Source organism: Lysinibacillus sp. 38-6 (assembly GCF_046245175.1).
GTDB lineage: Bacteria > Bacillota > Bacilli > Bacillales_A > Planococcaceae > Lysinibacillus.
In genome coordinates, this window is the sequence record NZ_CP176417.1 from 548,142 (window position 1) to 572,940 (window position 24,799).

Annotated in this window: 26 protein-coding genes and 1 pseudogene; 21 read left to right on the top strand and 6 right to left on the bottom strand. The window is 36.6% G+C overall.

Going from position 1 to position 24,799, the window contains the following annotated elements; all coding sequences use genetic code 11:
- The first annotated feature begins 3 nt into the window (after positions 1-3).
- The 5 genes and pseudogenes from ACKVEV_RS02875 to ACKVEV_RS02895 all read left to right on the top strand — a co-directional run bounded on the left by ACKVEV_RS02875 (position 4) and on the right by ACKVEV_RS02895 (position 4,848).
- Positions 4-231 (top strand): DUF1540 domain-containing protein, encoded by a 228-nt coding sequence (locus ACKVEV_RS02875; RefSeq protein ID WP_409368891.1) that lies wholly within the window; start codon positions 4-6, stop codon positions 229-231.
- 212 nt (positions 232-443) lie between these two features.
- The gene (locus ACKVEV_RS02880; protein ID WP_409368892.1) at positions 444-1,475 is read left to right on the top strand and encodes a C45 family autoproteolytic acyltransferase/hydolase; all 1,032 of its coding nucleotides are present in this window, start codon (positions 444-446) and stop codon (positions 1,473-1,475) included.
- A 268-nt stretch (positions 1,476-1,743) separates the two neighbouring features.
- Positions 1,744-3,051 carry a Spo0B domain-containing protein gene (locus tag ACKVEV_RS02885; RefSeq protein WP_409368893.1) on the top strand — a complete coding sequence of 436 codons (1,308 nt, stop codon included), beginning with the start codon at positions 1,744-1,746 and terminating at the stop codon, positions 3,049-3,051.
- A gap of 300 nt (positions 3,052-3,351) precedes the next feature.
- Positions 3,352-3,996 (top strand): annotated as a pseudogene (locus tag ACKVEV_RS02890) (transposase); the annotation flags it as partial.
- A 300-nt stretch (positions 3,997-4,296) separates the two neighbouring features.
- Complete coding sequence (locus ACKVEV_RS02895) at positions 4,297-4,848, top strand: histidine phosphatase family protein (RefSeq protein WP_409368894.1); 552 nt, start codon at positions 4,297-4,299, stop codon at positions 4,846-4,848.
- A 140-nt stretch (positions 4,849-4,988) separates the two neighbouring features.
- Here the strand turns inward: ACKVEV_RS02895 and ACKVEV_RS02900 are convergent, their stop codons facing one another.
- On the bottom strand, positions 4,989-5,822 hold the full coding sequence (locus ACKVEV_RS02900) for a MurR/RpiR family transcriptional regulator (protein ID WP_409368895.1): 834 nt from the start codon (positions 5,820-5,822) through the stop codon (positions 4,989-4,991).
- 175 nt (positions 5,823-5,997) lie between these two features.
- On the opposite strand from ACKVEV_RS02900, the gene ACKVEV_RS02905 reads away from it, so the two are divergent.
- The 8 genes from ACKVEV_RS02905 (at position 5,998) to ACKVEV_RS02940 (ending at position 14,617) form a co-directional block, all read left to right on the top strand.
- Entirely contained in the window at positions 5,998-6,873 is an 876-nt protein-coding gene (locus ACKVEV_RS02905; RefSeq protein ID WP_409368896.1) for a cell division protein FtsQ, read from the top strand.
- Complete coding sequence (locus ACKVEV_RS02910; protein ID WP_409368897.1) at positions 6,866-8,602, top strand: ABC transporter ATP-binding protein; 1,737 nt, start codon at positions 6,866-6,868, stop codon at positions 8,600-8,602. The genes ACKVEV_RS02905 and ACKVEV_RS02910 overlap by 8 nt, the downstream gene beginning before the upstream one ends.
- Positions 8,589-9,407, top strand: coding sequence for an energy-coupling factor transporter transmembrane component T family protein (locus ACKVEV_RS02915; protein ID WP_409368898.1), 819 nt, complete (start codon positions 8,589-8,591; stop codon positions 9,405-9,407). Before ACKVEV_RS02910 ends, ACKVEV_RS02915 begins: the two co-directional genes overlap by 14 nt.
- Positions 9,408-9,424: 17 nt before the next feature.
- Complete coding sequence (locus tag ACKVEV_RS02920) at positions 9,425-10,189, top strand: PHP domain-containing protein (protein WP_409368899.1); 765 nt, start codon at positions 9,425-9,427, stop codon at positions 10,187-10,189.
- A gap of 970 nt (positions 10,190-11,159) precedes the next feature.
- Complete coding sequence (locus tag ACKVEV_RS02925; RefSeq protein ID WP_409368900.1) at positions 11,160-12,647, top strand: malate:quinone oxidoreductase; 1,488 nt, start codon at positions 11,160-11,162, stop codon at positions 12,645-12,647.
- Between the two features lie 222 nt (positions 12,648-12,869).
- The gene (locus ACKVEV_RS02930; RefSeq protein ID WP_409368901.1) at positions 12,870-13,091 is read left to right on the top strand and encodes a DUF2829 domain-containing protein; all 222 of its coding nucleotides are present in this window, start codon (positions 12,870-12,872) and stop codon (positions 13,089-13,091) included.
- 107 nt (positions 13,092-13,198) lie between these two features.
- Positions 13,199-13,954, top strand: a complete 756-nt coding sequence (locus ACKVEV_RS02935) for a 3-oxoacyl-ACP reductase (protein ID WP_409368902.1) — start codon at positions 13,199-13,201, stop codon at positions 13,952-13,954.
- A gap of 153 nt (positions 13,955-14,107) precedes the next feature.
- Positions 14,108-14,617 carry a QueT transporter family protein gene (locus ACKVEV_RS02940; RefSeq protein ID WP_409368903.1) on the top strand — a complete coding sequence of 170 codons (510 nt, stop codon included), beginning with the start codon at positions 14,108-14,110 and terminating at the stop codon, positions 14,615-14,617.
- 77 nt (positions 14,618-14,694) lie between these two features.
- Here the strand turns inward: ACKVEV_RS02940 and ACKVEV_RS02945 are convergent, their stop codons facing one another.
- Positions 14,695-15,228 carry an ECF transporter S component gene (locus tag ACKVEV_RS02945; RefSeq protein ID WP_409368904.1) on the bottom strand — a complete coding sequence of 178 codons (534 nt, stop codon included), beginning with the start codon at positions 15,226-15,228 and terminating at the stop codon, positions 14,695-14,697.
- A 228-nt stretch (positions 15,229-15,456) separates the two neighbouring features.
- On the opposite strand from ACKVEV_RS02945, the gene ACKVEV_RS02950 reads away from it, so the two are divergent.
- The 6 genes from ACKVEV_RS02950 (at position 15,457) to ACKVEV_RS02975 (ending at position 20,324) form a co-directional block, all read left to right on the top strand.
- Positions 15,457-15,783 (top strand): hypothetical protein, encoded by a 327-nt coding sequence (locus ACKVEV_RS02950; RefSeq protein WP_409368905.1) that lies wholly within the window; start codon positions 15,457-15,459, stop codon positions 15,781-15,783.
- 12 nt (positions 15,784-15,795) lie between these two features.
- Positions 15,796-16,185 carry a MerR family transcriptional regulator gene (locus ACKVEV_RS02955; RefSeq protein WP_409368906.1) on the top strand — a complete coding sequence of 130 codons (390 nt, stop codon included), beginning with the start codon at positions 15,796-15,798 and terminating at the stop codon, positions 16,183-16,185.
- A gap of 209 nt (positions 16,186-16,394) precedes the next feature.
- On the top strand, positions 16,395-16,622 hold the full coding sequence (locus ACKVEV_RS02960) for a transcriptional regulator SplA domain-containing protein (RefSeq protein WP_409368907.1): 228 nt from the start codon (positions 16,395-16,397) through the stop codon (positions 16,620-16,622).
- 12 nt (positions 16,623-16,634) lie between these two features.
- Complete coding sequence (gene splB, locus ACKVEV_RS02965; protein WP_409368908.1) at positions 16,635-17,663, top strand: spore photoproduct lyase; 1,029 nt, start codon at positions 16,635-16,637, stop codon at positions 17,661-17,663.
- Between the two features lie 382 nt (positions 17,664-18,045).
- Positions 18,046-18,987, top strand: coding sequence for an arginine deiminase family protein (locus ACKVEV_RS02970; protein WP_409368909.1), 942 nt, complete (start codon positions 18,046-18,048; stop codon positions 18,985-18,987).
- 11 nt (positions 18,988-18,998) lie between these two features.
- Complete coding sequence (locus ACKVEV_RS02975) at positions 18,999-20,324, top strand: amino acid permease (protein WP_409368910.1); 1,326 nt, start codon at positions 18,999-19,001, stop codon at positions 20,322-20,324.
- Here the strand turns inward: ACKVEV_RS02975 and ACKVEV_RS02980 are convergent.
- Entirely contained in the window at positions 20,321-21,091 is a 771-nt protein-coding gene (locus ACKVEV_RS02980) for a YqcI/YcgG family protein (protein ID WP_409368911.1), read from the bottom strand. The two genes, ACKVEV_RS02975 and ACKVEV_RS02980, sit on opposite strands and share 4 nt — an antisense overlap.
- A gap of 605 nt (positions 21,092-21,696) precedes the next feature.
- On the opposite strand from ACKVEV_RS02980, the gene ACKVEV_RS02985 reads away from it, so the two are divergent.
- Positions 21,697-21,825: a hypothetical protein gene (locus ACKVEV_RS02985; RefSeq protein WP_409368912.1), complete on the top strand. Its 129-nt coding sequence runs from the start codon at positions 21,697-21,699 to the stop codon at positions 21,823-21,825.
- A gap of 48 nt (positions 21,826-21,873) precedes the next feature.
- Here the strand turns inward: ACKVEV_RS02985 and ACKVEV_RS02990 are convergent, their stop codons facing one another.
- Positions 21,874-22,305 (bottom strand): MarR family winged helix-turn-helix transcriptional regulator, encoded by a 432-nt coding sequence (locus ACKVEV_RS02990; protein WP_409368913.1) that lies wholly within the window; start codon positions 22,303-22,305, stop codon positions 21,874-21,876.
- 118 nt (positions 22,306-22,423) lie between these two features.
- On the opposite strand from ACKVEV_RS02990, the gene ACKVEV_RS02995 reads away from it, so the two are divergent.
- Positions 22,424-23,011 (top strand): NAD(P)H-dependent oxidoreductase, encoded by a 588-nt coding sequence (locus ACKVEV_RS02995; protein ID WP_409368914.1) that lies wholly within the window; start codon positions 22,424-22,426, stop codon positions 23,009-23,011.
- Positions 23,012-23,041: 30 nt separating this feature from the next.
- On the opposite strand, the gene ACKVEV_RS03000 is transcribed toward ACKVEV_RS02995, so the two are convergent.
- Positions 23,042-24,124 (bottom strand): sensor histidine kinase, encoded by a 1,083-nt coding sequence (locus ACKVEV_RS03000; RefSeq protein WP_409368915.1) that lies wholly within the window; start codon positions 24,122-24,124, stop codon positions 23,042-23,044.
- Positions 24,121-24,798, bottom strand: coding sequence for a response regulator transcription factor (locus tag ACKVEV_RS03005; RefSeq protein ID WP_409368916.1), 678 nt, complete (start codon positions 24,796-24,798; stop codon positions 24,121-24,123). Before ACKVEV_RS03005 ends, ACKVEV_RS03000 begins: the two co-directional genes overlap by 4 nt.
- Position 24,799: the final 1 nt, after the last annotated feature.

The window sequence follows — 24,799 nt, forward strand, 5'->3', positions numbered from 1 at the left end:
GTTATGCCGAATGTTCAAGTAAGCTGTTCAGTATCTAATTGCGTGTTCCATGCCAAAGGGAATTTCTGTGGAGCTGAAAAAATTGCAATCGATATGGATAAGCGTAGCGATAACAATTATGATGAAGAGTTTGCTGCAGATTTTGAATTGCATACAATGACAGAAGCGAAGGCAAGTGAATCATCAGATACTTGTTGTAAAACATTCAGATCTAAAGAAAAAAAGCTTTAGATAATGGGTATAGGTTGTTTTAGTACATGTCTAGAGAAATTAAAAACATTTACTAAAATGATTTGATATATCTTTACCTTTTGGTCAATTGCTAAGTTGTCTTCCATAGTGAAGGCAACTTTTTTTATATATATTTTTCTTTTTCTTGACCTTCAAGTTACGTTAACGATTACGATTGTATGAAATACGGAAGGCATTCAGGAGGTATGTAAATGGAGAAGTATGAGGACTTAGTGGTAAAGATAATACAATTAAACGGCGATTTATATGATGCGGGCATCCAACAGAGTCATGAACAGCTCGTATCAGACCATATTGCGCAACAAGAACTATTACTTGCTTTAACAGCTAGTTGTAACGCCCAGCACGCTCAAACTATTTTACAGCATGTTTGCCCAAATCTTTTGCAAGAAATAAAAGGTTTAGCGTTTGGTTTACAACAGCCATTGGATACCATTGTTCAAATGTATAGTGGTTATAATATGTCATTTCCCGAAATGGGTTGTACATCGTTAGTGCATGATGGACAGTATGTAAGAAATTATGATTTTAGTCCATCTTTATATGATGCGAGGCTTGTATTTTCTAAACCGCTCGAAGGGTATGCGAGTGTGGGCTTTAGCCAGCAAATAATTGGAAGACTCGACGGAATGAATGAAAAAGGGTTAGTTGTCGGCTTACATTTTGTTAATAACGAATGGCAAGGGGAAGGCTTTCTTGCATCAACGATTGTTAGAATATTGCTGGAACAGTGTGGGAATATTGAAGAGGCCGTTGCACAACTACACCGACTTCCACATCGTTATTGCTACAACTTTTCGATGACTGATTCAAGTGGAAAGGTGGTCGTAGTAGAGGCCACGCCAACCGAGCAAGTGATAGATAGCAATCAGCCATGTATTTGTACCAATCATTTTGAATCACAACAATTGAAACGGAAAAATAGAGCGTCAATAAACAATTCTATACAACGCAAACGTTTTATTCGTGACAATGTAAACGACACATGTACGACTAAGTCTCTTTATCATCTATTCAATAATGGGGATTCCCCACTATTTGTTAAACAGTATAACGAATACTTCGGCACTTTGCATACGGTCATATACTCACCAACTAATTTAGAAGTCGTTGTAGGCATAGGGCAAAATTGTGAGCCGTTCACGTTTTCGTTACAACAATTCATAGAAGGTAATTTCATATTACCGACAACGATTCAAGGAAAAATACTTCAGACTATCTAATTTAGTAGGCTTAGTTTATAATTTAGTAGAATAAAAAAGGGGAATGGCAAAACATTAGTTGGGCTATTCTCCTTTCATTTTGATGCTATTTCGATTGACGAAAGAAATAACTCAATAGCAGATAAATTACACGATTGTTATCAAGGTATATTGAAACGAAAATTACTATAGTATAATATTATTGTATTCTATATAAAAAATATTTTGCTATAGTAGATATGACATGCGTTTTTTGTTGAATAAAATAGATGAGGAAGTACCATTTTGTATGAAGAATCGTAAAATTAAACTAATTTTAGTTTTAGCAACTGTCTTATTGTCATTGTTCACAAGTTTAAATGTTGCGACTTCTTATGTGAAGATGAAAAAGACAGTGGAAGAATCCATTGCTAACCAAAGTTTAGAAGCGGCTATATCTATAGCTTCATCACTTGATGTCAAACTATATCAGCAGTTTTTAAATAATCCCGTAGAAAGTGATGAGTATTGGGAATTAAGACGTTACTTAAATGATGCGAGAGAAAAGTTAGGCGCTTTAATAGTATATACTTTATTAATTGATAACCCTAAAGTATCAACTGCCATGATTGCTGGTGTACCTGAAAACTTAAGGAAAGGTTTTGAAATTGGTATACCTTGTACCGTTCCTGAGAAGCAAATTAAATTAGCGAACCAAGGCTTAACGTATGTTACAAATGTCATTAAAGATCCTGTTCATGGAGACTACCTTTCCGTTGGGGCTCCCATTAAGAATGAAAAAGGTCAAATAATCGGCTATCTCGGAATTGATATAGGTGCCGATAAAGTCAATGGCATTAAAGGTAAAGTGCTAGAAAATAATATACTTTTATTTATATATAATGGACTATTTATTATCTTTGTTATTGCTTCTTTTTTCTTTTTACAAAGATGGTATCAAAAAGAAGTGACGAAAGAAGTAGAGCTAACGGAAGACACATACCAGACGGAAATAAAAGCGTTAATTACTTCGGTCTCCTCTTTAAGGCATGATTTTACCAATCATATACAAGTGTTGCACGGTCTATTACAATTAGGAGAACCGGAGCAAGCGAAACAATACTTATCTTCCTTATCGAAAGATGTACAAGAAATTAAGTCATTGAAATTAAATATTAATCATCCTGGATTGTCCATTTTGTTGCAAACGAAAAAACTAGCTGCCCAAAATCATAATATTAAAATGGAATTAACGGTTTCACAGGATGCTTACAATAATATTAAAACAACAGATTTAATTAAAATATTATCGAATTTAATTGATAATGCGATTGACGCTACAATTGAATTACCCGAGAGTGAGCGGAAAATAACGATTTACTGCTATGCGGATGCTTTCAAGTATGTCTTTACCATTATTAATACAGGGCCAACAATTGCTGAGCCGCACCAAATATTTAAGCAAGGCTTTACAACGAAAAAGCCTGAACTAGGTAAAATAAGAGGACAAGGCTTGTTTATTGTGAAAGAAGTTGTCAAAAAATATAACGGCACCATCACTATTCAAACAACAGGGGAATTTGAAACGACAGCGAATGTCATTATTCCTTTAAAGTAGGACATATACTCCCTACCTAGTTGAGTCCGTAAAAATAGAATAAACATTGCAAGCTCCCTACTTGAACTAGTAGGGAGCTTCAGACTGTAGACAAACTCTAAAAATTTCGAGTTTGCCTACAGTCTTTTTTCATTTTAAAATAAAAAATAGATGCCTGCTGCCATTGATTTCCGCTACGTTCGGGCGCTTTCCGCGGGCACACACGTAAGCCGCAACCCTCGCTAACGCGCGGAATGCCCTCGTCTTACGTTCTGTGCTTTCCCGCAGGAGTCGCCCGCCCTTCGCTCCAATCAACTTGATAAAGACACAAATGTGTTTGAAAAAATATTCTATAGTATTCTAAAAGAAATTATGAATCGAGGGCTCCTTCATGTGGACCATGTATTTATTGATTACACGCATGTAAAGGCAAGCGCCAATAAGCGAAAGTATGATAAAAAAGTCGTTCGAAAAGAAACACGTGCTTATGAAGAGAAACTTCAACTGGAAGTAAATATTGATTGTGAGGAAAACGGAAAAAAGCCCTCCCCTCCAGAGAAATTTGAAAAAGATGAATGGAAAGAAATCAAAGAAAGCACGACAGACCCTGAGAGTGGTTATTATGTTAAAGATGAACGGACTAAGCAGTTTGCGTATTCATTTCATGCCGCGACAGATGAAAAAGGCTTTGTATTAGGAACGATTGTGACTCAAGGAAATGTGCACGATAGCTATGTATTGCAGCCTCTTGTTGAAAAAATCATTGAAAAAGTGAAAAAGCCATTAGCGATTGCTGCGGACGCTGCTTATAAAACACCTGCCATCACTAACTTTTTATTAGAGAATCAAATGTTACCTGTTCTCCCTTATACACGTCCTAAAACAAAAGATGGTTTCTTTCGAAAGCATGAATATGTGTACGATGAGTACTATAATTGTTATCTTTGCCCACAAGGGCGATGCTTACTTTTGCTGCCATGAATTTAAAAAAGCTTGCTACTTGGACATGGCAAACAGCTTCATAGAGATGAAATGCTCGAAGAGTATGGTCAAAATGAAAGTAAGTTCCCATTTTTTACAAAGGAAATAACAAAAAGGGATTAAGAATTCTATTCTTTATCCCTTTTGTCGACAAGCTGCAAGCTCCCTCTAGTAGGGAGCTTTTTGTTTGTTCAATAAATCTACCTATCAGCCCATCATTTTCTGGGCAACGAACTTCATACACTAACAGTAAATCGATAGATTAGACAGGAGGTGATGAAGCCAATGGAAAAGCCTATTCTCGATTTATTGCGGGCAGGGGGATTTATTTTATATGTACGACATGGCGAAGCGACTGTAGGAGAAGATCAGCCTTATTTTAATTTTCAATACTGTTATACACAACGAAATTTATCTGATTATGGTCGGAGAGAAGCTGTTTACTATGGACAAATGCTGCGTTATTGGCAAATTCCTATTCAATCACCTATTATCGCTAGTCCATTGTGTAGAACAATTGAAACCGCCCAATTAGCATTTCCCACAATGTATATTCAAATGGATCCTTTGTGGTATGCGATTAACCGTTTAGGTGGAACGCTCTCGGCAGCTGAACAACAGCAAATATTAAATGATGTCCAATTGCAACTAGAGAACAAACCGCCCCTTGGTACAAATCAAGTCATTATTGCGCATAGCTTTCCGAAAGGTGTAGGGTTAGGTGATATCCCGAATATGGGTACGGTTATTGTAAAGCCGAAAGGTGCGGGGAATGGTTATGAAATTGTCCAACAGCTCTCGTTAGCTGATTTGGCGACATTAGGAAATGGTATTTAGTGTAATACGAATAAGTAACTTTATTTTAAAGCGTTAATCCTAAAATGGATTGGCGTTTTTTTGTTCCATCTTTTAAGCGGAAAAAAGGAGCATTAGCATAATACAAGCGAATGCTCCTATCAGAACGACCAAAAATTTGTTTACCTTGGCAATAAATCTTTATATTCTTTCCGAATCGCATCTAACATTTCCAGTTTCTTCATCGATTGTTCAGCGGTTTCTTTCCCAACGGCGATAATAATACTTTCTATCATAAACGTTGGTGCAATCATTGAATGGAATTCCCATAGCTCGCCACGACTTGCAAATAGTAATATATCGGCTAGCATATTGAAATCTGAGACGATGCTATCCGTTATAACAATCGATTTCATGCCAAGTTTTTTGGCATGTTCAAGTAGCACTCGTGATTCAGGATGCAGCTTTACAAAACCAAACATAACGATTACGTCATCCGTTGAAAAGTGCAACAAAGTTTCATATATTTCATGCCCGCTCTTAGGTAAAACTTTAATATTGAACCCAAAGCGGGATAAACGATAATTTAATAAGTTTCCTAAACCTTCAGATGGGCCTGGACTATAAATATAGATCGTTTTCGCCTTGACGATTGACTGTACTGCGTGATGAAAGTCTTCAGCCCGATATTGGGCTAGTGTGATTTCTAAATGCTTGACACTCATAGACATCATTTGTGCATGGATAGTGGAGGAGGTTACTTGCTCCATCATGTTACCTAATTTATTTGCTGGTGAAATATCCATCTTTTCCTTATACGTATTTTTATAATCTTTAAAGTTTTTAAAACCTATTTTTCGCCAAAAGCGAGAGACTGTAGCATTACTAATTTGTAGTGACTTGGCTAGTTCATCTTCTGTATAAGTTAATACTTCCATCCCCATTTTCGTAATCGCATCAGCAATTGTTTTTTCGTTTGGTGTTAAATGTTGATCTTCAAAAAGTTTTTGATTCATATCACTTTAAGCCTCCAATCTAACTAATCCATTTATAACATATAATACAGTGGATGAAAAATATTTTTCAATAAATAAAATATGAAAAATTATTTACACAACCTTTGCAATATATCCATATTCCGTTAACAATGCTCCTATATATTGGAATTATTAAAAGAAGGAGGTAAGTTAAATGTCGATTCAGCGCCCGTATCAATTAACACAGTCTCAAAAAATGATGGTATTTATATTATCAATGTCACTTTACGGATTATCCAATATGTTTACGGAATTAATTCCTTCCGTACAATTAGGGTTTATCGAATTGTCTGTAGAATATTTTGCTTTTATTCCGTTAACATTGTGTATTTTATTTCATCCCTTTTATGCAGCAATTGGTGCATCGCTTGGCGAAATTATATTTGGTGAATTAATGCTTGGACAATTTGGCGGCATTGGAGAAGTTGAAAAGTTTATCACTTTCTCGCTAGGTATGTATATTGCGGGTATTTTAGTACGGAATCCTTTAAATCGTAAACAAGTTACAGTTGCCGTTGTGGCAGGGCTCCTTGTTCATCATTTATTAGGTACGATTGTAGATATTGGTAAAGTATGGGTTGGGGTAGAGGAATTTGAGGCTGTCTCAGGTTTAGCCCAAAGTATTGTCATTATTGAAGGCGTTTCATTATTAAATGATTTATTATTCTCGGGCATTTTATTTGCGCTATTACCAACGTTATATTTAGTGCCGCGCTTATATGGCAAAATCGAGCCGCTATTAGGGATGAAACCACGTAACAAAAATATGAAGTATACAATAGGAGCCATTGTTACACCTAAGTTAGTCGTTGTCTCCATTATGCTAGCTGTAACTGCCATTGCTGCTGAATTTTTATCGGAAACAGATTGGGCATTTGGTGAATGGGAACCAGATTTTTTAGATGCTTTCGGTAATTGGTTTATTTGGGTTCCGATCACGTTGTCCTTTATGGTGACAATTATTGTCCTAGTTGTTATGCGCTTAAAATCTAAACGTACTCATACAAAGGAGCTTGAAAACCTTGGTTAAGCCGATTATTCAAGTAAAAGATGTGTCCTTCACGTACCCTGGCGCTGAAGAGAAAGTGTTAAATAATGTGAACTTTACAATAAATGAAGGAGAGTTTGTCGCAATCATCGGAGGAAATGGCTCTGGTAAAACGACGATATGTAAAACGTTTAATGGACTTATCCCAAAATTTTACGTAGGTGATTTTGAAGGGCAAGTATATGTTGGAAATAGAGATACATCACAATTTTCAGTTGCAGAGCTATCGAAAGAAATCGGCTATGTTTATCAAGATTTTGAGAATCAAATTATGCGGCCAACTGTTATTGAGGATGCATCGTTTGTGCCATTAAATTATGGCTTGGCCGACTATAAAGAAAGAGGACAGTGGGCATTAGAAGTTACAGGACTGACTGCTATTGCCAATGAATTTATTTGGGAATTAAGTGGGGGGCAAAAGCATTTATTGGCGATTGCTGGTGTACTTGCGATGAAACCCAAAATATTGATTGTCGATGAACCTGTTGCACAATTAGATCCGCAACATGCTGAAGAAATATATAAAGTACTGAAAAAATTAAATGAACAATTTGGTATAACTATTATTGTTATTGAACATCATGCAGAGTTAATAGCCGCGTATTGTCAATCTGTTGTACTGATGGACAAAGGCCGGATGTTGTGGAAAGAGCCTGTCAAAGTTGCGTTATCGAAAGTGGATGAATTAGTAAGTCGTAGTATTTACCCACCACAAATTACACAAGCGGCGAAGTATTTGGAAGGTCATGAAGCTGTTACGACACAATTACCTTTGACTGTAGAAGAAGGTATCGTACATTTTGGTAAGTTTTTACAAGCAACAAACACATCCTTCGTTAAAAAATGGGATTACCAGACGCAACAAGAAACACAAGCAGTCGTTAAAATGGAACAAGTCTCTTTGCAATTCCGCAATTTAAAAAAGCAAAGAAAGCAAGTATTAAAAAATATTGATACTACTTTTTACGAAGGGGAACGGATTGCCATTGTCGGCAATAATGGTGCAGGAAAATCATCATTCATTAAGCTGATAGCGGGCATTGTTAAACCGAATCACGGTCAAGTAACGGTGCAAAGTATAGTAACAAAGCATGCGACACCTGAGAAATTAGGGAAATATGTCTCGTATGTATATCAAAATCCAGAAGAGATGTTTATTGAGGATTCTGTAAAAAAAGAAATTGAGCTGTTTTTAAAAGCAAGAAAAGTGAAAGGATACGATCGCATCGTTGACACGATTTTACATGATTTTGCATTGACAGACTTACAGGAAAGAGATGCAAGGCTTTTAAGTGGTGGACAAAAAAGAAGAGTGTCCTTGGCGATTGGTGCTGCAATGCAACCGACTGTTATTTTGCTCGATGAACCGACAGCGAATTTAGATATTGCCACGAAAAAACACGTTGTCCATATGTTAGAAGCTTTAAAAGATCATGTTAAAACTGTTGTTATTGCGACACATGATATGCAGCTAGTGTCGGAATGGGCGACGCGCATTATTGTAATGCATAACGGTGAAATTATTGCAGATGGCAATCGTCAGGAGATTTTTCTTAATCAGCCGTTGTTACAAAAAGCGGGGCTTGTACTGCCGCAAATCGTTGAATTGAGTAGGCAACTTGGTCTAAGTGAAACAATTTATACGGTGGAAGATTTTTGCCAACAGTTCGACAGTATAGAAAGAGAGGATAAAGTTTTTGAATATAGTTAATCGTATCGCTGACAAGCTTTCATTGGAGTATGTAAAAGGAGAACTTTTGAAAACAGCCTATGGAAGCGGAGACACTTATTTAGGTCGATTAGATCCAAGGACACTCGTTTTCTGGTATTTATTTTTTGCGATTGTACCGTGGTTTATCCATAACGAAATAATATTACTTTGCTTTTTACTGTTTATGATTGGTATGACGATGTTAGCTCGGGTTAGTCCACTCATTTTATGCATATTATTGGTAGGATTAGTGAGTGAAATAGCTGTGTTATTTATTGTCTCTTTATTTTTTGGGGGAGATATAGCATCCATCCAACCGATGTTTTGGTTGACTATTAAACTTGCGGTTATCTCATTAGCGAGCGTTGCCGTATTTACGAGTTTAGATCCAGAAAAGTTTAGCGATGCACTTATACGTTTAGGCGTACCTGTTCAAGTATCATTTAGTGTTTCCTATTGCTATCGCATTTTACCTACTTTAATGGAAGAGTTTCATAAAGTAATCTTGTCGTATCGTTTACGTGGCAAAGCACCTGAAAAAACAGGGTTTTTATATTGGCGCATGTGGGTTTATTATATAAAAATTTTAGTATTGTCTTTTTATCCGCTTATTTTAAATGGAGCGAAACGTTCTAGAACGACTGTAGAAGCACTAGAAACAAAAGGCTTTAGCCATTCTATAAACAATGCGGAAATTAAAAAGCTGAAAACCGCTTACTTTACATTCCAGCGTAATGATTACGCATTTATCGTCTTTTCTATATTTTATATTGGCCTTAGTTTTACATTAGGTATTTACTATTAAAAAGGATGTGCATTCAAATGAAATTCGATTTTCACACACACGGTAAACTGTCAAAAAAGGTAGAGTTTTCATTAGAGTATTTTCAAAAAATGGTACAGTCGGCACAAGAAAATGGCCTTGCTGGTTTTGCCTTAACGGAACATTTTAATACACGGAATTTTTTTGATGTTTATAATACATTAGATGAAATGTACCCATATATCGATAACTATTACTTAGTTGATAATGTGAAAGTTTTCCCGGGAATGGAAGTAGATATTCAAGAGGTGGGACATATTTTAATTGTGGCAGACCGAATTATTATTCGTGCAATACGGACGATGTTAGAACCGTACACAGCTAAGGGTAGCTTTATTCCGTTTGCTCACTTGCTTGAACTTGTTGCACCATTTGAACAATTAATCATAGGTGCACATCCATATCGTCAAAGTACACCTTTATTCGATCTAGACCCAGTACTGTTAAATAAGCTTGATGCATTTGATTTAAATGGTAAAGATTTATATTCAATGGGCATTGAGGAAAATTCGCACCTTGTTTATCAATTTGCCAAAACATTTAATAAACCGGTTATCGGTGGAAGTGATACGCATCATCATCTTCAGTATGGCTGTATTTATAATGAACTTGAAGAAGAGTGCTATACGATTCGGGACTTAAAAAATATGATAGTAACTGGACGTTATACGATTCATATTGCTGAAAATTTGCTTGATAAAGTAAAACAAGCGACAGAACAAAAAGCACTGGAGAAAAAAATGATGGAATCAGCTACAATTTAAAATTTTTAACTTTGGGTGGAATATAACCTGTATTACTTTGTGTTTCCTCAAACATAGTGGCAGAGTAAATAGAGTTGTAAAACAGTATTCCCGAAAATTAAAAAGGTAGTTCACCAAAATTTATGGTGATCTACCTTTTTGGTGTAATGAGCATATTATGCGAAAAATCAGATGATTAAATGATTCAAGTAGAAATTATAGGTGAATCTACATATATAATAGAAGCTTTATATGTTTTTAATAAATAAAATATTCTAATAATTTATATTATTGTATGGTAGAATTTATCTGATGCGGAATGTGTTATATAACAAAGCGAGGGTTAGTTAGCTTGTTTGAAAGATCGTGAAACCGTGAATGAAAAAGGAGGGAAATGAAGAATTTGAAACATTAAGTCTTGATTGATTTGATGAAAGCGTATACAGTAGCTAAGGAGGAAGATGACTAAAAACCATGTTATTTGTAAAACATAGACTCAATTATGTTGGTTAATAATAAAAGTAGTCTTAGCCCTCGATATTTTCACTTATGTATAAATCATCGTGTTAAAAAAGCCAAATTAGTTTGAAGGTACCTTGTGTAAGTTAGTAAATCATGTAAAATAGAGTCGATTACTAGACTAAAAGTTATAGGGCTTTTCTTTAAGCGAAGCAGAAGAATACGAAAGTTTATTTAGTCCAGTCTTTACGTTAAGTAAGTACCCGTTTGAATGGAATTTTCGTTGATCGATGCTATTCTTGGAAAACTGAAGGGAAAGTTTACGCTATTGTGAGTTTATAGGACATTATGAGCGGACTTCGCACTTTTTACTACTTTTTGATTAGTTTATTACTATAATATTGTAGTAGATATTTTATTCTTTAATTAGTTGTGATAGACTATTGTAAGTTTATAGTTGATACAGAAAAGGTGTGTGACTAGTTTACACCTACATCATTTCTGCAAATCTTAAAATATAAGGATGGTAAAAATGAGTAACAGAGTAACTAAATCAGACGTCATCTTAATTGGTGCCGGAATTATGAGTGCGACTTTGGGGACAATGCTCAAAGAATTAGCGCCGGACTGGAATATTACTGTGTTTGAGAAACTTTCAAACGCCGGTGAGGAAAGCTCTAATGAATGGAATAATGCAGGAACAGGGCATGCAGCACTATGCGAGCTGAACTACACTTCTGAAAAACCAGACGGTACTATTGATATTAGCAAAGCAATCAATGTTAATGAACAGTTCCAGGTTTCGATGCAGTTTTGGTCTTATCTTGTAAAGAACAAGCTGATCCAAAATCCGCAAGATTTTATTATGCCATTACCACATATGAGTATGGTACGAGGCGAAAAAAATGTTGAGTATTTGAAAAAACGTTATGAAACAATGTCAAATAATCCTCTTTTCAAAGGAATGGAATTTTCTGATGATCCAGAGAAACTAAAAGAATGGATTCCTCTTATTATGCAAGACCGTCCAGCAAATGAGGCCATTGCTGCAACAAAAATTGACACTGGTACAGACGTTAACTTCGGTGCTTTAACACGTATGTTATTTGACCACCTAAAAGAGAAAGATGTAGATATCAACTACAACCATAGTGTCGAAAGTATTAAACGTACGAAAGACGGCTTATGGGAATTAAAAGTACATGATAAAGATGGCTGTAAAATGGAATACCATACAGCAAAATTCGTCTTCCTTGGCGCTGGCGGAGGAAGCCTTGAGTTATTACAAAAATCAGGTATTCCTGAAGGAAAACACATCGGTGGATTCCCAATTAGTGGATTATTCATGGTATGTAAAAATCAAGAAATTGTTGAACAACACCATGCAAAAGTTTATGGTAAAGCGGCAGTTGGTGCACCACCAATGTCTGTTCCACATTTAGACACACGCTTTATCGATAATAAAAAATCATTACTATTTGGTCCATTCGCTGGTTTCTCACCAAAATTCTTAAAAACAGGTTCAAACATGGATTTATTTGCTTCTGTAAAACCGCATAATATTACGACTTTATTAGCGGCAGGTGTTAAAGAAATGTCCTTAACGAAATACTTGATCCAACAACTGCTATTATCAAAAGATCAACGTATGGAAGAGTTACGTGAGTTTATCCCAACTGCTAAAAGTGATGATTGGGATATCGTAGTTGCTGGTCAACGTGTACAAGTTATTAAAGATACTGAAGCAGGCGGTAAAGGAACATTGCAATTTGGTACGGAAGTCGTAAGTGCTGCTGACGGATCAATCGCTGCTTTATTAGGTGCTTCACCAGGGGCATCTACTGCCGTTCACGTTATGCTGGAAGTTATCAAAAAATGTTTCCCTCAACAAACAAAAGAGTGGGAGCCGAAATTAAAAGAAATGATTCCTTCGTACGGTATTTCTTTACTACAAAATCCAGAGCTTCTTGAAGAAGTGCATGCTTCAACAGCGGAGGCACTTGGTTTAAATAAAAACTAGTCATTAAAAAATAGGAACCTTTGATCCATGTTGGATTGAAGGTTCTTTTTTCGTTTGGTAGGGCTAGTATCGTTAAGTAGCAAGTCACTCACATTAAAGTCAAAATAAGTAGTTAGAATGAAAAGTATAAATGAACGAGCTATTGTTGTAAACAAAATAATTATCCAGTATACTTTTTTGTGTGGAAAGTTTGAAAACATTGTGAATAAAGGATGAGTATTAATGACATTTGAAGAAGTATTACCGCGTTTAAAAGCGGGCGAGAAAGTAATTCGTGATGGATGGGGCGGCGCTGAATTATATGTAAAGCTTGTTGGCCAAAGCGAGCATGAAGGGGTCAATTTAAACCCTTATTTTTTAATTAATGTACGCGGTGAGGGCTATACAATGTTCACACCAACTGTTTGTGATTTATTAGCCGAGGACTGGACAATCGTCGATTAAATAATGTGGTTTTAATGGGGAGAATAGTGTGCTAAGTAATCCTTAGTATGCTATTTTTTTGATGTACAAGGAAACTAAAGATTGCTTTTAAATTGAGGAGAGATAGGATGAAGTTTGAAGAGTACAGCGGGAAAACCGTGTTTATTACGGGTGCTGCTTCAGGGATTGGGCATGCGCAAGCTGTTGCATTTTTAGAAAACGGGGCTAATGTTTTCGGTTTAGATGTGGATGAGCAAGGCTTAGTAAATTTACAGCAACAATACCCTGAGCACTTTGCTTATACGGTAGGGAGTGTCTGTAAGAAAAGTGATGTAGAACGAGCTTTTGCAAATGCTATCGCTGTATTTAGTGAAGTACATATATTATTAAATACGGCGGGTGTGTTAGATGGCTTTGCTAAATCGCTTGATACAGATGAAGCACTGTGGGACAAAATAATGAATACCAACGTTAAAGGTACTTATTTTGTGACGAATACAATCTTACCTCATATGTTGCAGCGTAAATCGGGCGTCATCGTCAATATGGCATCCATTGCGGGGCTTATTGCTGGTGGTGGGGGTGCCGCCTATACAGCGTCTAAGCATGCCATTGTAGGATATACGAAACAGCTAGATTTAGATTACTGTCGAGAAGGCATCCGTGCCAATGCCATTGCGCCAGGGGCTATTCAAACACCCATGACAAAAGCAGATTTTGAAGGCGATGGTGAAATGGCGCAGTGGGTTGCAGATGAAACACCTGCCGGTCGCTGGGCACAACCAAGTGAGGTCGCAAATTTAACACTATTTTTGGCGAGTCAAGCAGCTGATTATATGCACGGTGCTGTCATCCCGTTAGATGGCGGATGGCTTGCAAAATAGTGTTGGTCAATAAAACATTCTTCTGCTATAATACGCAAGTAAGCAAAATTACGCTTGCACTACGGCACTTCAGTTAGGGCATCCAGCTCTCATCCTTTGGCCGTAGTTAGTACTAAAATAGCACATGTGCTATTTTACAAAGGAGAATGTAAATTGAATACATCTATTGTAAAAGATTCACCCCGTACTTCTGTAAGGGAACTTACAAAAGTAGCACTGGTCGCAGCCCTATATGTGGCTGTCACTGTCGTATTATCCGTTATTAGCTTCGGAGCAGTCCAGCTTCGTTTGTCGGAGATGTTTAACTATCTGGCATTGTACAATAAACGCTATATTGTAGCTGTCACGTTAGGCGTAATACAAGCAAATTTCATGTCACCGACTTGGATACTCGATGTCCCGATTGGCGGTATTGCAACATTTTTAGTGTTAATTCTTTGCCGTGCAGTAACGAAAAATATGAAGAGTGATAGTTGGAAAATGGTCGTCACAGCATTGATTTTTGCTGTATCGATGTTTACCGTTGCAGGCCAGTTAACCATCCTATATGATCTGCCGTTTTGGGCAACTTGGTTTACCGTTGGAGTTGGAGAGTTATTATCCATGACGGTCGGTGGTGTAACGATTTACTTAATAAATAAAAAAATAGATTTATCCAAATAAAAAAACACATTCGCGTAAGCGAGTGTGTTTTTTCGTGTTTGGGACCTTTATCGAACTGAGAGTAGAGTATATCGATTTTATTTAAAAATCGGTGTTTTCTTTAACAGTAAACAAACGGGTATCGCGACAATCATCCCAATAACATTTTGCACTAAATCCCCTGGAATAGAAGTTAAAGGTGCAACCCAATTGGCATATAAAATAGCTTCTCCAACATAATAAACAGCTACCATAAATGGCACGGAAACGATCATTGCAAAAAGGTTGAAGGCAAGGCTATCTCCTTTGCGTCCGACAGACCAAGCGATTTTTCCGACAATATAGCCTTGTAAGCCTCGAGCGACGATTGTAATCGGGGACCACAATAACCAACCTGAAACGGCGTCAAATAAACCCATGCCAATCGCCCCTGCCATTGCTCCCTTTTTAGGACCAAAAAGAATTGATGCGATAAAGAGCATTCCTGTACCAAGATGGACCAAGCCACCATTTGCTTTGATTGGTAGTTTAATATTTAGTGTAAGTGTTGCAACGAACACTAGTGCAATTAACATTGCGGATAAAATAAGATCAAAAGTGCTTGAATGTGAATTGCTTATTGTTTTTTGCATAGTTATAAACCTTCCTTATTTAGCTGAATTGATAGCAAAGAATAATTGCGCAGGTACCTTACTTTGTAACTCAATGCTGCATGCTAGCATAACATTAGCAAAGGCTTGGCCTATTTAAAAGTATCAATATTGCAAAAATAATAGAGGTCAGTTGTAAATATATGAACAGCTAATGATTGACATGGAGTGAACTCCATCTTTTAAAGTGAAAGTACTAAAAGAGGGGGAGTGGTCAAAATCGCTATTATTACTAATGTACTGATAGGGGGATACGCTTTATTGATAGGTCTTGCAAGTGTGTTGCAGTGGAAAGAGAAAGGCTACCAACTGCGGACATTTATTTTTATTATCTTATCACTTAGTATGCTTTTAACGCTTTGGATTCCGGACAGAGAATGGTTATTGTTATTCTTAATAGTTGAATTTATCTTGTTACATGTAGTAGCGGTTGCAGAAGGACTGTATACAAATAAACAACTTACTTACAGTCACCATATCATTCGCTTCGTTTTTCATTGTATACTGCTATTAATGGTTTCTAAATTTACAAAATAATAGGTGATTATTATGAAAATCGGTGAATTTGCACTTTGTACGGGTCTTAGTAAAGATACAATTCGTTATTATGAAAAAATAAATCTACTGCATCCAGCATTAAAAAATAATCAACGTGAATATAATGAGCATCACATTGAAGTCGTTCATACTATTCTGCAACTTAAGCAATCTGGTTTTTCACTGCACGAAATTAACAAGCTTTTTGAATTGTCGCAAAAAACGGTTCATACAAAGCCGTTATCAGATGAAGAAATTGATAATGTTAAGCAATTAAAATTGTTATTTCAACATAAGTATGAACAAATGGTTCAGAAGGAAAAGGAGCTTCAACAAATAAAACAAGTATTAACGAAAGCCAATCATAAAATAGAGCAATTACTAGAAATGAATAACAGGTAAAAAAGGGAGGACAAAAGAGGGAAGTTAGTATTTGTAATACTAATGATTATCAATAAAAATTCAATTTGTTCCCATACACGCGCAGCATTGCTAACCTTCTGGATGAAGTACGACGTCAAATAAATGTTCAGTTAAGCAATTTCTAATAGCCAAACATAAATTTCACCTTCTTAGCCAAACTACTTGAAATGACTTAGGAGGGTAAAAAAATGCAACAGCAATCATATAACGCAGGGGATATTGTTTATATCTTTTATCGCAATCCCCATATTCAAGATGTGGCAAATATTCAGGAAGCGGCAGTCGTCAATAATCCTGACAATCCACAGGAATTAGCGCTTTTTTTATTTGAAACATACTATCCTTTAACAAACGACTTTGTTATTTTTTCAAGTGAGATGGATGCGGAGCAAGCGTATCATCAATATTTTCATTGATGGAGGTAGAAGATGCGAAAACCATTTACACCTCAACTCGTTTATTTTGAGCCTGACGCGCTCGATTATCCATTAGGACAAGAGTTAAAAGCAAAATTTGAGCAAATGGGTGTGGAAATTCGTTATACGACTTCCCATAATCAGGTGCGTAATCTTCCTGGAGAAAATGATTTGCAGAAGTATCGGATTGCCAAGTCAACGCTCGTTGTCGGTATTCGAAAAACGCTAAAATTTGATACATCCAAACCGTCGGCGGAATATGCAATCCCATTTGCGACCGGATGTATGGGGCATTGTCATTATTGTTACTTGCAAACAACGATGGGCAGTAAGCCGTATATTCGCACCTATGTCAATGTGGATGAAATACTGGAGGCTGCTGACAACTATATGGCAGAAAGAGCACCTGAAATTACGCGCTTTGAAGCATCGTGTACATCAGATATTGTCGGGATTGATCACTTAACACATACATTGAAAAGAGCGATTGAGCATTTTGGACAAAGTGAATTTGGATTACTACGATTTGTTACGAAATTTCATTATGTCGATCATTTACTAGATGCCAAACATAATGGTAAAACGAGATTTCGTTTTAGTGTCAATGCGGACTATGTAATTAAAAACTTTGAGCCTGGCACATCTCCTTTAGACAAGCGTATTGAAGCAGCTGGAAAAGTGGCGAGGGCAGGTTATCCGCTTGGCTTTATTGTCGCACCGATCTATTTGCATGACGGTTGGGAAGAAGGCTATTACCATATGTTTGAGCGGCTTGATGCGGAATTACCGCAAGATGTAAGAGATGATATTACCTTTGAATTTATTCAACATCGCTTTACAAAGCCAGCGAAAAGAGTAATTGAAAAAAATTATCCAATGACAAAATTAGAGTTGGATGAAACCGCGAGAAGGTATAAATGGGGCAAATATGGTATCGGCAAATATATTTATCAAAAAGAAGAAGAAGAGGACATCAAAGAACATCTTTACGGCTATATGAAAAAGTTTTTCCCGAATGCGAAATTAGAATATTTTACGTAAGAAACAAAGTAGGGTTGTGAACAACCGTTGATTTCTGTTCCAGGCACGGCTTCAACTAATGCTTTCCTGCAGGAGTGTCGCGCCTTCCACTCCAATCAACTAGTAACGTCTACTTACAGCAATACAGTTCCTAATGTGCTAAAAATTTTCTAGATGAAAATAAACCTAACTCGCATTTCTGTAAAAACTATTATCAAGAAGGCTTTGATTTTTTGCCTGCAGAGCGCCCAACCGCCAAACCGTAGCTGCGATAAACGCCTTTGTCTACACTTTGAACACACCATTGCTATGGTGTGTTTTTCTTGTTGATGTTGCTTCGTATAATCTTCATGGTGATGGTAAGGCTAACAAGGATAGCAATGAAAAAAGGGGAGATATCATCATGTTTTCATTTCAACCGAGTTGTTGGTCGGAGCACGAGGAGCTAAAGGTTGTCATGCTTTGTGCACCTTCTAAATTAGACGTGCCAGATTTAAAAACGGCAGAAAATGTTCTATGGAGCGCACCAGTTTCTCATGCAAAAGCAATGGAAAATTTCATGGAACTGAAAGGAACATTGGAACATGCGGGCGTGCAAGTAATTGATTACGCACAGGAACTACAAGCAGATGCACAGCTACTTAGCGAACAGTTGCTTAACCGCTATTTTGTGCGTGATCTTGCATGTGTATTTGGTAATCACTTGTTGCCAGGTGAGGCTGGTAGCTCCATTCGACGTCCTGAATATGGACATGCCCATTGCTTACTTGCACAATGGTTTCCTCATCACTTTACAGCACCTAAGGAAACAGGCGACATATTAGAATTTGGGGATGTCATGGTATTAAACAAGGATGCTGTGCTTATTAATATCGGCGAACGGACAACGCGAGCGGGCGTTGAACGCGTAAAGGATCGTATCTTTCAAGCGGGATTTTCTGAAATCGGCATTATTGACTTACCTCGTAGCTCAGACACGCTCCATTTAGATATGAATTGTAATGTAGCACACGATAATGTTGTCATAGCTAAAAGCTTTATGCGTTATTTCCCTGTCCAAGTTTTCACCACAAATACAACACGCTTTGATATGACCGCACAATTTTTAAAACGTCATGGTTTTGATATGTATTGGTTAGAAAAATATAATACGATACCTGATATCAATTTTTTAAATATCGATCCTGAGACGCTATTAGTCAGTAATAAAGCGACAAAGCAGCACTTTAAAAACCATCCCATTTTACAAAAGAAAAATATCATAGCGATTGAAGTAACTGAGCTTGAAAAAGGCGGTGGTGGCATTCGCTGTATGACATTGCCACTCGTGCGAAAAACGGTATAGGAGTGATATAAATGGAGTCAAAATCCAGCAAAGGTCAAATGTCTTGGTGGCAGCTTTCTCTAATCGGTGTAGGGTGTACATTAGGGACGGGTTTTTTTCTTGGCACAAGCATGGCAATTGCCAAAAGTGGACCTGCTGTATTGTTTCCATTTATTTTAGCTGCCATTGGAACCTATCTTGTCTACGATGCACTGGTCATCATGTCTGTTGCGAACCCTGATAAAGGGTCTTTCCGTACTTATGCTAAACAAGCATTCGGCGATTGGGCTGGATTTAGTAATGGCTGGATTTATTTGATTTCAGAAATATTAATTATGGGCAGCCAATTAATGGCATTAGGTATTTTCATGCAATTTTGGTTTCCAGCCATCCCGTTATGGGTGACGGCATCTTGCTTTGGGGCACTAGGTTTGCTAATCATTCTTACTGGGATGAAGGGTTTTGAAAAATTTCAAAATATTTTTGGGGCGATGAAAGCAGCAGCTGTAGTTATGTTCATAGTTGTTGCTGTTATCCTTTTGCTGAAAGGGATGAATCGTGAGCCGCAGCAAATAGATGCCTTTATAGCAAATTTTCAAGGTTTCTTTGCTGAAGGGGTAAAAGGGATTTGGCTTGGTTTATTATATGCATTTTTTGCTTTTGGCGGCATTGAAGTGATGGGCCTTTTAGTTATTGATTTAAAAAATCCACAGCAAGCACCGAAAGCTGGAAAAGTAATGATCGTCATACTAACCACAATTTATGTTATTGCGCTAACTGGAGCACTTGCATTAGTTCAATGGGAAACTTTTAAAATTGATGAAAGCCCGTTTATAACGGCCCTTGCTGATTTTCGTATACCATTTGTTGCAGATATCATGACGGGCATATTAATTATTGCGGGATTTTCAACGATGGTTGCTTCTTTATATGCAGTTATAACCATTTTAACAGCTTTAGCCGAAGATCGAGATGCGCCGGCGTTATTAGCGAAAAAAGGCAAGCTGAAAGTACCTTTGCCTGCATTTGTTTTTCTTACAGTTGGATTAATCATTACGATTGTGATAGGCTACCTAATTCCAGAAAAGATTTTTGAATACTTAATAACGGCAGCAGGTTTAATGTTAATCTACAATTGGTTTTTTATTTTAGTGACCTATGCGAAGCTTATGACATTAACGAAGTGGCAACATGTGAAAAATATTATAGGAATGCTATTAATTGCAGTGACGGTTTCGGGTACATTAGGAGAAAAAACAAGCAGACTCGGCTTCTACATCAGTCTGCTGTTTCTGGTCATCATTGCTTTGGCTACATTGATTCTCATGAAAAAACGAAGCAACAATCGCTCCGTTTAATTCTTACGCCTCTCTGGAAACGTTAAGGGCAAACTGGCTCTTAAAAACGGACATTTCGAAGGGCTATGCTCATCATCGCTTAAAAAATATTGTTTCCATTCATAATTATCCTTTTGACCATACCATTTTAAGTCGGGGTGTCCTGGGATTGCGTCATACTGTTCAATGCGTTTTCGTATCAGCCTTTTTAATTTTTGACCGAGGACAGTCGTGTCATTGATTTCCTCAAACACCCAACGTGGCTGAAAGGCCATGAGCAATGTTGAAAAATGGCGACTTTTTCGCAGTTGATGCGCAGGTGTTGCACAAAAGACAAAGTACGGTTCGCCATTAAAACAAAATTCCCAAGTATGAATAGAAGGGTCTGCAGGAATTTCTGCAGGCCATTGTTGTTCATCAAATGTTGTTACATTGTTCAAAACATTCCAAAATAAGGTTCTGTAATCCTCTACTTGATAGCTTTTCAGCATATCCTCTGGTGTTTCAAAGAAAACAGCATGTGACGTATATTTTCCAGCAGCGCGTGCACAAGTGCCATATTCCTTTAAGCAATTTGCTAAGTCTTTCGCTGATTGTAACTCTCGGGGATCTCCGATAAAGCTAAAGCGTAGTTGATTTGATAAAAAACCTGTTCTGGCAGGAATGCATGGGAACATATTTGCATCATCTGCAATCATTGTTGCAAAGTCTGTGAATGCGTGCTGTTGCCATAATGGTAGGGAAGTTAAATGTTGATCTAGCCATTTTTTATTTAAAACAGCTCCCACATGAGTCACCTCCTTTAGTCATCTTTAGACTATTAAAGAACGTGCCAATGGGTGACGGATTATTAACTATTTGTATGAAAGGAAAAGGTACAGGCTCAATTAATAACCGTGAGATGGTGTGAAACATTAAATTTCATCGCATAAGTAATTAAAAAATGAAGATATCTATGCTTTCAATTTATGCTAATAATAATATTTACATTGTAAATAATAGATACTCTATATTTAAATAATATGAATAATTTTTGAATTATATAATTATTATGCATTTTTAACTTTTTTATATTTTAATGATTTGATAAGATAATATTATATTTTAACATCAGTAGTTATTCTTGGTCCTTTCAGGGATTGGATTTGGAACGAATCATGTAAAAGCCGCATCATTAGATTCAAATCAGACGAAAGACCAACCCTTATGAATGAAAGACAATAAAAGCTAATCAATTAAAAATGAGGAGCGACGAAGTAACTGCTGACGATTTTTAGTAAATAAACGCAAAAACATATTGAAGAATAATCATTGCAACAAAGGCATTTTTACAGAACGAAGTCACTTCTTTATTCTTGGTAATTTAAAAGTTTACAAGGAGAGAAATTTAATCATGTCAAAAATACTTGTTGGAGATATATTTGCAGTTATTGCTACTTTAGTTGCACTTTCGATACCCCTAACAATTATTGGTTTATTAATTTATATAGCGAAGCTAGTTAAAAAAATAGAGCAAAAGTGACCTCAAATCAGATTGCATTTGAGGTCACTTTTTTTATTAAAAATTATTTTATTGTTTAAAAACCGTCTGTTGCAAAATATTTAAAGCGTGCTGTATTTCCGTGAGATCTTCTTTCGAAATATGTTGAATAAGCTGCTGAAAGCGGGCTTCGATACGGGCAAAAGCTTCATTCATCAATTGTTCGCCATCCTCCGATAGACGCACGTAATATTTACGACGATCCTCACTATCACTTATTTTTTCAATTAAATGTTTTTCTTGTAGTTTTTTAAGCTCTCGGCTTGTATTGGGTAACGACATATGATGACAATCACTAATTTCGGTAATCGTGACAGGCTGACTTACTTTCAAATATTCTAAAATTTTGTATTGAACAGGTGTAATGGTATCTGTGTTGATATTTTGTGTTAAGTCACTTGTTACTTGATGGACGTTTGCTGTAAACGTGACAAATTGATTAAATAATGCATTCTTGTCCAAATAATCACCTCTTACGTAACAAGATACCAAAAAACTTATCTTAAAACAATTATCATTTGACAACTAAAAGACATGTGTGTAGTATTTAGTTATCAAATGATAAGTAATGGAGGATGTTATGAAAACATTAGTGATTTATACGTATCCGAATCATAAAAGCTTAAACTATGCCTTTTTGCAAGAAGTGGTAAAGGGATGTAAAGCCAATCCGTACATAAGTGAATTACAAGTGCTCGATTTATATGAGGAACAATTTGACCCACTTTTACACTTTAATGAGCATAAACGTCGCCGTGATATGTATCGTGACCCGAAAATGGAGAAATATCGACAACAAATAACATGGGCAGATAAAATCGTCTTTGTCTATCCGATTTGGTGGGGAAGACCGCCAGCGATGCTTTTAGGTTATATTGATCAATTATTTGCATCCAATTTTGCCTATCGAGATAAAAAAGGCTGGTTCCCAGATGGACTATTAACAGGCAAGTCCGTCGTATGTGTATCTACGATGAAAGGTCCAACAAAATATCCACTTTTGTTGTTGAATAATGCCCATAAAGTATTAATGCGCAAGGCGTTGTTTAATTTTGTAGGCATTAAAAAAGTGAAATTTTTCGAATTTGGTTATATGGAAAGTAAGAATGGCAAGCAAGATAAAAAATTAGCGAAAATATATCAGTACTTTAAACAAGTCGCTTATTAAATAGCAGAAGAGCATAGGTGTGAACGTCATTCACAACTTATGCTCTTCTTTATTTGTCTCATTGTCTAGAGGGAGTGTTATTTCGAATGTTGTCTGTTCGGCAAGCTTACTTTGCACAGTAATTGTCCCATGATGCATATCAATGATTTTCTTTACAATCGATAAACCGAGACCGCTACCTCCATTTGTAGCAACTCTCGATTGATCTGCTTTATAAAAACGCTCAAAAATATGTTTTTGCTGCTCATCGGTTAAGCCGATGCCATTATCGCGAATGCTTACGGTTATCGTGTCATGTTGAGCCAACATCGAAATGCCTATCTGACCATGATTGTCTGTAAATTTGATGCTGTTACTGAGCACGTTCAACCATACTTGGTTCATCAAGTCTTCATCTGCTTTTATTGTGCTATTTTGTAATTGGATATCAATATCAATTTGTTTCGCTAACCAATTAGGCTCAAGGGCTAGTACAACATTGCGTAATTGTTTATCGAGTCGATAGTACTTCGGTTCAAAGGGGTGATGCTGAGATTCTAAAGACGTTAGTTTTAATAAATTATCACTAATTTTTGATAACCGATGACTTTCCATTTCAATAATTGCCAAATAATGCTGACGTTTCTCTTCAGTTAGATTCATATTTTTAAGAGCTTTGGCAAATCCATTAATGGATGTTAGAGGGGATTGAATTTCATGCGAAACGTTAGAAATAAACTCTTGTCGCATACGCTCTAATTCGCCTAATTCAACCGCCATATGATTAATGCCACTAATTAGCTGGCCAAAATGATCATTTTCATCATCTGACATTTTGTCTAATTGGACATTGAAATCGCCTTTAGCAATTCGTGCGATGGCATCAACAATTGAATCCCAATAATTACGCTGTCTTTTTAATCCGATTAAAAAAATACAAGCAGCAGAGCAAGCAAAAAGAACAAATACGCCAAGTACGGTCGTTAATTGGCGCCAAAACCCTTGAAGATGGATGTCCAAGCGTTCAGATAGCCAAGAAGTGACATGAAAAGCGATAAAGGCAAATACGATATTTGCTAACAGAAAAATGGTTAAAATCATGATGAGCTTGAGGGTGAATTTCCAATATTTCATGATGTTAGTTCCAAACGATAGCCAAGGCCACGAATTGTTCGGATAGCAAATCCACTTTTGTCCTCAGGGAAACGCTCACGTAATCTTTTAATATGAACATCTACTGTCCGTTCATCACCCTCGTAGTCAAAGCCCCAAATTTCTTCGATTAGCTGCTCGCGGGAAAAAGTTTTCCCCGCATAACTTGCTAATGTAAATAATAGGTCAAATTCTTTTAAGCGCAGCGTGATACTTTCACCATCATACAGAAGTTCGTAAGTATGACGATCCATTTTTACATGACCGATTTCAATCGTTTGAGAAAGTGCAATGCGATAGCGTTTTAAAATAGATTTAACACGGACAATCAATTCAACAGGCTCAAATGGTTTCACTAAATAGTCATCTGTCCCTAAATTAAAACCTTTCACTTTATGGGCCGTTTCACCTTTGGCCGTGAGCATCAAGATAGGTAAATCACTGTTATATGTTCGTATTTCCTTGCATAATGCCCAGCCGTCCATGTTGGGCATCATAATATCCATAATGACCATATCGACTTTTTCTGTTTCTAGTTTGGACAGTGCATCTACACCGTCAATTGCTTCTACTACATCAAAGCCTTCATTTTGTAAAAATACTTTTACTAATTCTCTAATATGTTCATCATCATCCACAACTAATAGCTTTGTCATG

Bases quoted from the DNA above. Each gene is read 5' to 3' on its own strand.
- ACKVEV_RS02995 (WP_409368914.1), top strand. From the start codon at position 22,424: ATGAAAACATTAGTGATTTATACGTATCCGAATCATAAAAGCTTAAAC.
- ACKVEV_RS02905 (WP_409368896.1), top strand. From the start codon at position 5,998: ATGTCGATTCAGCGCCCGTATCAATTAACACAGTCTCAAAAAATGATG.
- ACKVEV_RS02895 (WP_409368894.1), top strand. From the start codon at position 4,297: ATGGAAAAGCCTATTCTCGATTTATTGCGGGCAGGGGGATTTATTTTA.
- ACKVEV_RS02925 (WP_409368900.1), top strand. From the start codon at position 11,160: ATGAGTAACAGAGTAACTAAATCAGACGTCATCTTAATTGGTGCCGGA.
- ACKVEV_RS02935 (WP_409368902.1), top strand. From the start codon at position 13,199: ATGAAGTTTGAAGAGTACAGCGGGAAAACCGTGTTTATTACGGGTGCT.
- ACKVEV_RS02975 (WP_409368910.1), top strand. From the start codon at position 18,999: ATGGAGTCAAAATCCAGCAAAGGTCAAATGTCTTGGTGGCAGCTTTCT.
- splB (WP_409368908.1), top strand. From the start codon at position 16,635: ATGCGAAAACCATTTACACCTCAACTCGTTTATTTTGAGCCTGACGCG.
- ACKVEV_RS02920 (WP_409368899.1), top strand. From the start codon at position 9,425: ATGAAATTCGATTTTCACACACACGGTAAACTGTCAAAAAAGGTAGAG.
- ACKVEV_RS02970 (WP_409368909.1), top strand. From the start codon at position 18,046: ATGTTTTCATTTCAACCGAGTTGTTGGTCGGAGCACGAGGAGCTAAAG.
- ACKVEV_RS02875 (WP_409368891.1), top strand. From the start codon at position 4: ATGCCGAATGTTCAAGTAAGCTGTTCAGTATCTAATTGCGTGTTCCAT.
- ACKVEV_RS02955 (WP_409368906.1), top strand. From the start codon at position 15,796: ATGAAAATCGGTGAATTTGCACTTTGTACGGGTCTTAGTAAAGATACA.
- ACKVEV_RS02945 (WP_409368904.1), bottom strand. From the start codon at position 15,228: ATGCAAAAAACAATAAGCAATTCACATTCAAGCACTTTTGATCTTATT.
- ACKVEV_RS02885 (WP_409368893.1), top strand. From the start codon at position 1,744: ATGAAGAATCGTAAAATTAAACTAATTTTAGTTTTAGCAACTGTCTTA.
- ACKVEV_RS03000 (WP_409368915.1), bottom strand. From the start codon at position 24,124: ATGAAATATTGGAAATTCACCCTCAAGCTCATCATGATTTTAACCATT.
- ACKVEV_RS02985 (WP_409368912.1), top strand. From the start codon at position 21,697: ATGTCAAAAATACTTGTTGGAGATATATTTGCAGTTATTGCTACTTTA.
- ACKVEV_RS02960 (WP_409368907.1), top strand. From the start codon at position 16,395: ATGCAACAGCAATCATATAACGCAGGGGATATTGTTTATATCTTTTAT.
- ACKVEV_RS02900 (WP_409368895.1), bottom strand. From the start codon at position 5,822: ATGAATCAAAAACTTTTTGAAGATCAACATTTAACACCAAACGAAAAA.
- ACKVEV_RS02930 (WP_409368901.1), top strand. From the start codon at position 12,870: ATGACATTTGAAGAAGTATTACCGCGTTTAAAAGCGGGCGAGAAAGTA.
- ACKVEV_RS02880 (WP_409368892.1), top strand. From the start codon at position 444: ATGGAGAAGTATGAGGACTTAGTGGTAAAGATAATACAATTAAACGGC.
- ACKVEV_RS03005 (WP_409368916.1), bottom strand. From the start codon at position 24,798: ATGACAAAGCTATTAGTTGTGGATGATGATGAACATATTAGAGAATTA.